6 protein-coding genes and 1 pseudogene are annotated in these 8,029 nt (G+C 70.3%); 6 read left to right on the forward strand and 1 reads right to left on the reverse strand.

All coding sequences use genetic code 11. The annotated features are described in order from the left end of the window. The first annotated feature begins 50 nt into the window (after positions 1-50). From ADK60_RS27415 to ADK60_RS27440, 6 genes and pseudogenes are all read left to right on the forward strand, one after another. Positions 51-401, forward strand: coding sequence for a trypco2 family protein (locus ADK60_RS27415; protein ID WP_053649531.1), 351 nt, complete (start codon positions 51-53; stop codon positions 399-401). Next, the gene (locus tag ADK60_RS27420; RefSeq protein ID WP_053649533.1) at positions 398-3,604 is read left to right on the forward strand and encodes a tetratricopeptide repeat-containing S1 family peptidase; all 3,207 of its coding nucleotides are present in this window, start codon (positions 398-400) and stop codon (positions 3,602-3,604) included. Before ADK60_RS27415 ends, ADK60_RS27420 begins: the two co-directional genes overlap by 4 nt. A gap of 388 nt (positions 3,605-3,992) precedes the next feature. Then, positions 3,993-4,736: pseudogene (locus tag ADK60_RS27425) on the forward strand (DNA/RNA helicase domain-containing protein); the annotation flags it as partial. A gap of 335 nt (positions 4,737-5,071) precedes the next feature. Beyond that, a complete protein-coding gene (locus tag ADK60_RS27430; RefSeq protein ID WP_093859931.1) occupies positions 5,072-5,398 on the forward strand; it encodes a hypothetical protein in 327 nt (108 codons plus the stop codon). Next, entirely contained in the window at positions 5,398-6,738 is a 1,341-nt protein-coding gene (locus ADK60_RS27435; RefSeq protein ID WP_053649538.1) for a putative T7SS-secreted protein, read from the forward strand. The genes ADK60_RS27430 and ADK60_RS27435 overlap by 1 nt, the downstream gene beginning before the upstream one ends. Positions 6,739-6,760: 22 nt before the next feature. Beyond that, positions 6,761-7,246 (forward strand): SitI3 family protein, encoded by a 486-nt coding sequence (locus ADK60_RS27440; RefSeq protein ID WP_053649539.1) that lies wholly within the window; start codon positions 6,761-6,763, stop codon positions 7,244-7,246. A 271-nt stretch (positions 7,247-7,517) separates the two neighbouring features. On the opposite strand, the gene ADK60_RS27445 is transcribed toward ADK60_RS27440, so the two are convergent. Beyond that, positions 7,518-8,029: family 1 glycosylhydrolase (locus ADK60_RS27445; RefSeq protein ID WP_159400606.1), on the reverse strand; the 512-nt coding region annotated here is incomplete at its 5' end.

Consider the following 8,029-nt stretch of genomic DNA (forward strand, 5'->3'; position numbering starts at 1 on the left):
TGTGATAGGAGTAGCGGTTGACGGCGGGCCGAACGGGGGGAGTCGGAGACGTGCGCGATCCGTTGGAGAACGTGGAACTCACCGAGGCCGTACAAGGTCTGAGGGACCAGTTGATGGCCGCCGCGGACGCTGCGGACGGTCAGCGCATCAGGTTCGAGGTCGACGAGATCACGCTGGATTTCTCGGTCGAGCTGCGACGCGACGCGACGGCCAAGGCGGGGTTCAAGGCCTGGGTGGTCTCCGGCGACGCCCAGGTGGGGGTCGCGCAGAACGCTGTCCACAAGGTGTCCGTGAAGTTGAAGCCGAAGGATTCTGCCCTCGGCGGGCCGATGGAGATCGGCAGTCAGGTCGCAGTCGACTTGGGTGACTTCGGGCATCCGTCCGGACTGTACGGCGGATGAGCGTCCGGTCCGTCGAACGCGTCGCCATCGTCCAGGGAGCGCGGCAGGGCAGCGGCTTCCTGTTGAACTCCCGCCTGGTGCTCACCTCGGCGCACCTGTTCGACGGGGATGGCGGGGCCGCTCGCGTCGCTGTCCCCGGAGGGGCGGGGACGCGCAACTGCCGTCTCAGGTGGCGCCGTTACGACGAGGCGTGCGACGCGGCCCTGCTCGAAGCGGACGATGACCTGGTCCGGGACGTCACGACATGCCGGATCTCCGATGTCCGCTGGGGCCGGACGGTGGGCCTGGCCGCGTGGGAGAACTGCGAAGCCGTGGGGTACCCGCTCATTTCGCTGCGGGACGGGACGAGGCCGGACACTGAGCAGATCGTCGGCACGCTGAAGCCGGGGTCGTCGATCCTGCGCGGCCGCTACATTCTGGACAGCTCCCACACACCACCGCCGACGGCCGGCACCCGCCGCGCGTCGCCCTGGCAGGGGATGTCGGGTGCCGCGCTCTTCGCAGGAGAATTCCTGATCGGCGTGGTCTCCGGGGATCCGGGACAGTGGGCGCACGCACGGGTGGAAGCCGTTCCAATCTCGGTCGTGGTGGCCGATCCCGGGTTCCAGCGGGCCGTGCAGGCAGCCGCAGGGCTGCGGCCGGAAGTGGTGGAGATCGGCAGGTCGGCACCGCACGCGGTGCAGGAGGCCGCGACCTCTCGCGAAGGCGACTGGCTCCGGATCGTCGACGCCGACCCGATCTCCTTCGGAGTCCATCGCGCGCCGGACGCCGCCGGCCATCCGGAAGTGGTGCAGTACGTGCCACGCGACGTCGACGCCCAACTTGACGCCCGACTCGAAGCGCTGGCGGAGACCGGCGGCATGCTGCTCCTGACCGGGGATTCGGCGGCGGGCAAGTCGCGGGCCCTGTTCGAAGGCATGGTCCGCAATCTCCCTGACCGGTCGGTCTGCAAGCCGGATCCCGATGCCGACCTGGCCTTGCTGCACTCCCCCTCCGGAAGCGACTACGAGAGCGTCGTGTGGCTCGACGACCTGCATACCTACCTGCGGTCCGACGGGCTGACGCCGTCCCTGCTCGACCGGCTCGTCCGCCGAGGCACGGTCGTGCTCGCGACGCTGCGCACCGAGTTCTACGAGCACTACACGGATGAGGAGGACGGGCCGTCACTCTCGCAGGGCACCGGGCCGCGTCTGCCGTCCTCGCCGGGCAGGGTGATCCGTGCTGCGCACCACCTCACGCTGGACCGGATTTGGACCGACGACGAGCGGCAGGCCGCGTCGACGCGCCAGGACCCGCGCGTCGTCGCGGCCTTGAGCGCCGACCGGGCGCACGGGGTGGCGGAGTACCTGGCGGCGGGGCCGCAGGTCCTCAAGCGGTGGAAAGCCGCGTCCCGGGTGCGGGGCAACCCCCGGGGGGCCGCACTCGTCGAGGCTGCGGTCGCCCTTGCCCGCACGGGTGTGGACAGTGCACTGCCACCGGATTCCCTGGAACGCCTCCACGAGTACTTCCTAGACCTGGCAGGCGGTCCGGCGCTGCGTCCGGAGGGCATGGCGGAGGCATGGAAGTGGGCGTCCCGCATCGTGCTGGGCGTCACCAGTCCCCTGGTGCCGGGCCGGGGCGGAACGTGGAAGCCGTTCGACTACCTGGTGTCCGATGCTGCGCGCCGGTCCCGTCCGAGCGAGCTCCCGGAACAGGTGTGGGAGGAGGCGCTGCGCGTCGTGGACGACACACGTCGGGTGCTGGTGTCGACCGTCGCCAAGGTGGCGGGCCGGCCGGAGGTGGCCAAGGAGGTACTCCGCCCCCTCGCAGAGGAGGACGATCCCGACGGCCTGATCGCTCTCGGGGCGCTGCTGGCAGAGGAGAAGGACTACGACGGCGCCGCCCGCTGCTTCGAGCTCGCTGTCGCTCTGGGCGAATCCATCGGGGCACACAATATGGGTGCCATCTCCTTCGTGCAGGGGGATCTGGAAGCGGCACGGGAGTGGTACAGGCGCGCGATCCAGGGTGGGGAGCGGATGTCGATCGGAGCCCTCGGCCTGGTCCACGAGAAACTGGGCGACCAGGCCGAGGCGGTGGCGCTCTGGAAGCGCGGTACCGAGGCCGGAGATCCCGGGAGTGCACTGCACTACTCGGACTGGCTGAGGTCGAAGTGGCAGTCGGACGAAGCCGTCGAAGCCCTGAGAGTTGCTGCCGACGGCAGGATCCCGCTCGCCGCCCTCTCGTATGCCGGCGTCCTTCTGCATAGAAAGGACCACGAGACGGCGAATGCCTATGTGTCGCGTGCCTACGCCGCAGCGGTCGAGCAGGGGGAGTTGGGTGATCCGATCGGCTGTCTGATGGCCGGCGTGACGGCGTACTCCTTCGGCGACGTCCGGCTGGGGAAGAAATGGTGGAGCCGGGCGCGGAAACGTGGCTGTCCCTCGGAGTGGGTGGTCCTGGAGGCAGAGGAGGGCTCGTCCGGACTGCGGCACCTGGCTTTCAGCCAGGTCTGCCTGGACAGACTCGGAGAGGAGGAAGCCCGTTCGCTCATGCAGTTGCTCTGGGCCGGCGACTGCCAGGACTGCGGGTACCCCCTGGGCGACGGTGTTCCTGCGCTCTATGTGGACGACACCTTCATAGCGGCCAACGCGCGACTGTTCCACTTCGGACTGTGCCGGTATCCGCACTGGAACGAGTCAGCCCTGACCCAGATAGCCAAAGACGCAGGCATGAGGTGGACGGCATTCACCACCGGAGTGCCCATGGGGGAGGGATTCGGCCCGCTTTGCGTTCCCGCCCTCGTGGTCAACCCGGCCTTCGAGGTCGCGCAGTTGGTCCGCGGCGAGGACCGCTGGACGGCCACGGCGGCGTACGGGCCCCGGTCGGCCAACGCCCAGGTGCTCAACCTGCGACCGTTGTGGTCCGGGCTGCCGCCCAAGTCCTCCGACGGGCGCGCCTGGGCACTCACCGGCCCCGGCGAGGCCGCGGTGGCAGTGTTCGGGGAGGTCTGGAGCGCTCCGGCAACCGAGGCGTTCATTGCGCTGGTGGAGCAGTACGGCGGAATGCTGCTCATCACGGCGAGCACCGTCGGACCCGAGTCCGAGGCCTCGGTGGATGTCCTGGCGGATGTTCTGCATGCCTGGGACTCGATGACGAGGTGGGTCCCCTTGAAGCCTGGGGCTCCGGGTAGGCCGTTCCCTGCGGATCATTCGATTGTTGGTTGATGCTCAGTAGGCACGGGCAGAGCCGTTGTTGCCGTACCCTGCGCCTCGGCGGGGGCGGACGGTGGCGTGATCATCGGGAGGTGATCGACGCGATCGTGTTCAAGTACCGGACCGGGACGCCGTAAACGGACCCGCCGGAGCGGTTCGGGGTCGTGGAAGGGCATCCACAACCGGCCATGGAGGTCGGCACTGGACGGTACGTGGGAGCGCGCGCTCACCGCGCTGCTCGCGCTGGACGAAGCCGAGGGCGACTTGGACCGCGTGGTCGCGGTCGACTCGATGATCGTGCGCGCACCAGCACGCCGCCGGGGCCGAGTGGACCCTCACGCGGCAGCGCCCGCTCACCCAGGCCGACTGGCTGCTGCCCATTGCCGACGCCCCGCAGCGTCAGGCGCAGCAGTCCGATCACAAGGAGGTCGTCGTCATCACGGGCAGTCCGGGTACCGGGAAGAGCGTGATCGCGCTGTCCCTCCTTGGTGATCTGTACCGGCGTGGTGTCACGGCTCTGCACGCGACCGGGTCCAGCTCGTTCACCACCACGATGCATCGGGTCGCCGGGGCGCGGAAGCGTGAGGTGCAGGAGCTGTTCAAGTACTTCAACAGCTTCATGACCGCCGAGCGCAACGGTCTGGACGTGCTGATCTGCGACGAGGCGCACCGGATCCGGGAGACGTCGGCGAACCGCTACACGCGCGCTGCGCAGCGCACGGGGAAGGCCCAGATCGAGGAGCTGATCGACTCCGCCCGGGTGCCTGTGTTCCTGATTGCCGAGCACCAGGTCGTCCGGCCGGGCGAGATGGGCACGGTGGCCCAGATCCGGGCCGCCGCCGCGGTGAAGGGCCTGGAGTGCCAGGTGGTGGAGCTCGACAGCCAGTTCCGCTGCGGCGGCAGTGACGCCTACCTGAACTGGGTGGTACGTCTGCTGAACCTCGAGCCCGGCGGCCCCGTCGAGTGGGAGCCCGACGGCAAGGTCGCCCTGGAGGTCGTCGACAGCCCCCAGGAGTTGGAGGCGTTCCTCGAGGCCCGGCGTGCCGAGGGATACGGATCCCGCATGTCGGCCGGGTACTGCTGGAAGTGGACGACGAAGGTGGCTCCGGGGGACCCGCTGCCCCTCGACGTGCACATCGGTGACGGCTCCTGGACCGTCGTGCGGGACCCGGAGGGCAACGAGTTCTGCGTCCCATGACGCGCCCGGTCGAATATGCGAACGCCCGACCGACGGCCGGCCGGAACCGCTCCGGCCGGCCCCGGATTCCCGGTGCCTCCCCTTTTCCGGCCCTTCCGGGAATTCATTCCCGGAAGGGCCGGCCCCGCCCTCCCCGCTCGAAACCGGTAGATCCCGCCGGGATCGGTCCGCGGGCGCCTCCTGCGCCGTTCCGGTGCAACGGGCAAACCCGCCGTGCTAGCTTCGGCGGGCGAGTCCTGACGGTCGATTCACACCCGGCGAGGGGCTGTAAAGGGGGTCCTGTGGCAGAGGGATTCACGGTGGACCTGGCGGCCTTGGAAAAGGCCGCCTCCGGGATCACCGGCACGGTGGCGAAGCTCCAGTTCAGAAAGGTGAAGGACCTCGATCCCAGGAAGGACGAGATCGGGCACGGACACCTGGCCGACGTCCTGGAGAAGTTCTGCACCCGCTGGGAGATCGGCGTCGAACACCTGGTCAAGGACGCCGCCCAGGTCTCGCAGCGCCTGACCGCGAGCGTCAAGGCCTACCGCGAGGTCGACGGAACCCTGTTCGGCCAGCCGGGCGGCACGGTGACCCGTCCGGGCGGCGAGGACCCCGGGGTGAAGTAGTGGCCAAGAACCTCGGGCAGACCGGCGACCCCAGGGAACTCGTCCCGGGGAACCCCGAAACGATCGCCTCGACCGTCGCCTGGCTCAAGAGCTACGGCGACACCCTGCACTCGACCGGCGAGGGCCTCAAGCGTATCGACACCGTCGAGGGATGGTCAGGCAAGGCCGGCGACGCGTTCCGGCACGCCTTCCACGGCGAGCCCAAGAAGTGGCTGGTGGCCGGCGACTGCTTCCACGACGCCTCCACGGCGCTGGCCGACTACCGGTGGACGCTGGCCTGGGCCCAGGAACGGGCCGCCGACGCGGTCCGGCAGTGGAACGAGGGCCAGAGCGCCACGGGCAACGCCAAGTCCGAGCACCAGGACGCGGAGCGCAACGCCGGGCACGAACTGCCCTTCACCGACCCCGGCGAGGGCGCCCGGGCGGCCGCGAACCAGACCCTCAAGACCGCGCGGGAGCAGCTCAAGAGTGCGGGCGACACCGCGGCGCGCACGATCGCCAAGGCCCGCGACAAGGCTCCCGAGGAGCCCGGCTGGCTGGACAAGGTGGGCGACTTCTTCTCCGACGCCGGCGACTTCGCCCTGGACCTCGGCAAGACCGCCGTCGAGGACCTGGCCTCGGTGGGCAACGCGATGATCCACGACCCGGGCGCGGTGCTGGAGGTCGCGGGCGGCCTCAGCCTGGCCGCCCTGGGCGCCGGCGGTGAGGTGCTGGGCGCCGGCCTCGACCTCACCGGCGCGGGCGCGGTGATCGGCGTGCCCGTGAACGTGCTCTCCGCCGGGGTGATCGCCACCGGTCTGGGCATGGCCGGCATCGGCGCGGGCCAGATCATCGAGGACGCGGCGGGCCCCGACCGGGTCCACATGGAGGGGAACGGCGGGGGCGGGGGCGGCGGCGCGGGCGAGGTCCGCACCCAGCCGTCCAGGGCCCCCGACCCCAACGCCACGCCGCAGGGGTCCACCACCCGGATCAACCCGGAGGACGCCGCCGAGAACCGGCTCGCGCTCCAGCGCGAGAACGAGTCGGCGGAGATCCTGGCGAAGCAGGGCTACCACGTCGAGCAGAACCCGTCGGTCCCCGGTCCGAAGAATCCCGACTACCGGATCGAGGGCGAGATCTTCGACTGCGTCTCACCCAGCAGCCGGAGCGCCCGGAACGTCGGTTCGAGGATCGAGGAGAAGGTCCTGGAAGGCCAGACCAGCCGGATCGTCGTCAACCTCGCCGATTCCCCGGTGGAGGTCTCGGCCCTCAAGGCCCAGCTCCACGACTGGCCGATCGAAGGGCTCCAGGAGGCCGTGGTGATCGACCGGCAGGGCAATATCCTGCACATCTACCCCTAGCGCATCCGAACGGATCCCAGCCATGTCAATCTCCCACAGCTTCAACCTGGCCACGCCACTGTCGCTCGCCGAGGTGGCCGACGTGCTGGACGACGTCGCACGGGGCGCCAGGCTGTTCGATGCGACCACGGCGGCGGCCGACCTGCTCACCGACGGCGTCGTCACCAGGTACGGCACCTGGATCCGGGTCTTCGCCCCCAACCCCAGGCCGTGGAACCCACTGGTCACCGACCTCCGCATCACCCCGACCGTCTCGGTGGCCTTCCGGCTGGACAAGACCACCGACCTGTCGGGGCAGGAGGACGACGTCGTCCGGGTGGTCGCGGGCCTCCTGGACCGGGTCCCGGGCGACGCTGTGCTCCAGTACCACTACGAGGTCGTCTGGCTCATGCGGCGCGGCGGCGAACTCAGCCTCAACGAGCGGGACGACCTCTGGCCGCCCGACCGCCTGGCCGTCGTCCCCCGCCCCTTCACCCGCGAGACGCACGTCTTCTCCGACGAGGACTGATCCCGCGCCCTGCGCACCGACGCCGACGGGTGGCTGCCCGGCTGGCTGGACCGCCGCCTGCCCCACCTCCACGTCGAAGGACACACGGAGTACTACCAGCCGAAGCCCACCCCCGAGGCACCCCGCTCCCTGGCGGCGGTCCGGTAGCGGCAGCAGCAGACCGCGGGCGCCCCACGACGCCCGCGGTCCGCCGTCACGGGACCGACGACCACCGCCGACGGTCGTGACGGAGCTCGACCTCGCGCCACTCCTCCGACCCGACTCGGTGACTTCACGGAGAAGGCACCGCCCCTTCCTTCGCACAGCGCGCCCGGTGGAAGGCGATCAGGTCCCGGTACCAGGCGTAGGAGGCCTTCGGTGTACGCCGCTGGGTCGCGAAGTCGACGCGGACGAGGCCGAAGCGCTGACTGAACAGCCCCTCGGCCCATTCGAAGTTGTCGAGGAGGGACCAGGTGTAGTAGCCGCGGACGTCGACGCCTTCCGCGGCGGCGGTGGCGAGGGCGTCGAGGTGGGTGGACAGGTAGTCGATGCGGAAGGTGTCGTCGAGGTCCTCGGTGGTGGAGCAGCCGTTCTCGGTGATGGTGACGGGTGGGAGGGCGGTGCCGTAGCGGGTGCGGAGGCCGGTGAGGAGTCGGCGCAGGCCGTCGGGGACGACGGGCCAGCCGAAAGCGGTGTGGGGGACGTCGGGGATGTCGAGGAGGTCGAAGGGCAGGCCGGGGTCGGTGGGGGCGGCGACGCGGGGGGGGGCCTGGGCGACGCCCCGTCCACCCCCGCCCCGGCCGC

The organism is Streptomyces sp. XY431 (genome assembly GCF_001279805.1).
Classification (GTDB): Bacteria; Actinomycetota; Actinomycetes; order Streptomycetales; family Streptomycetaceae; genus Kitasatospora; species Kitasatospora purpeofusca.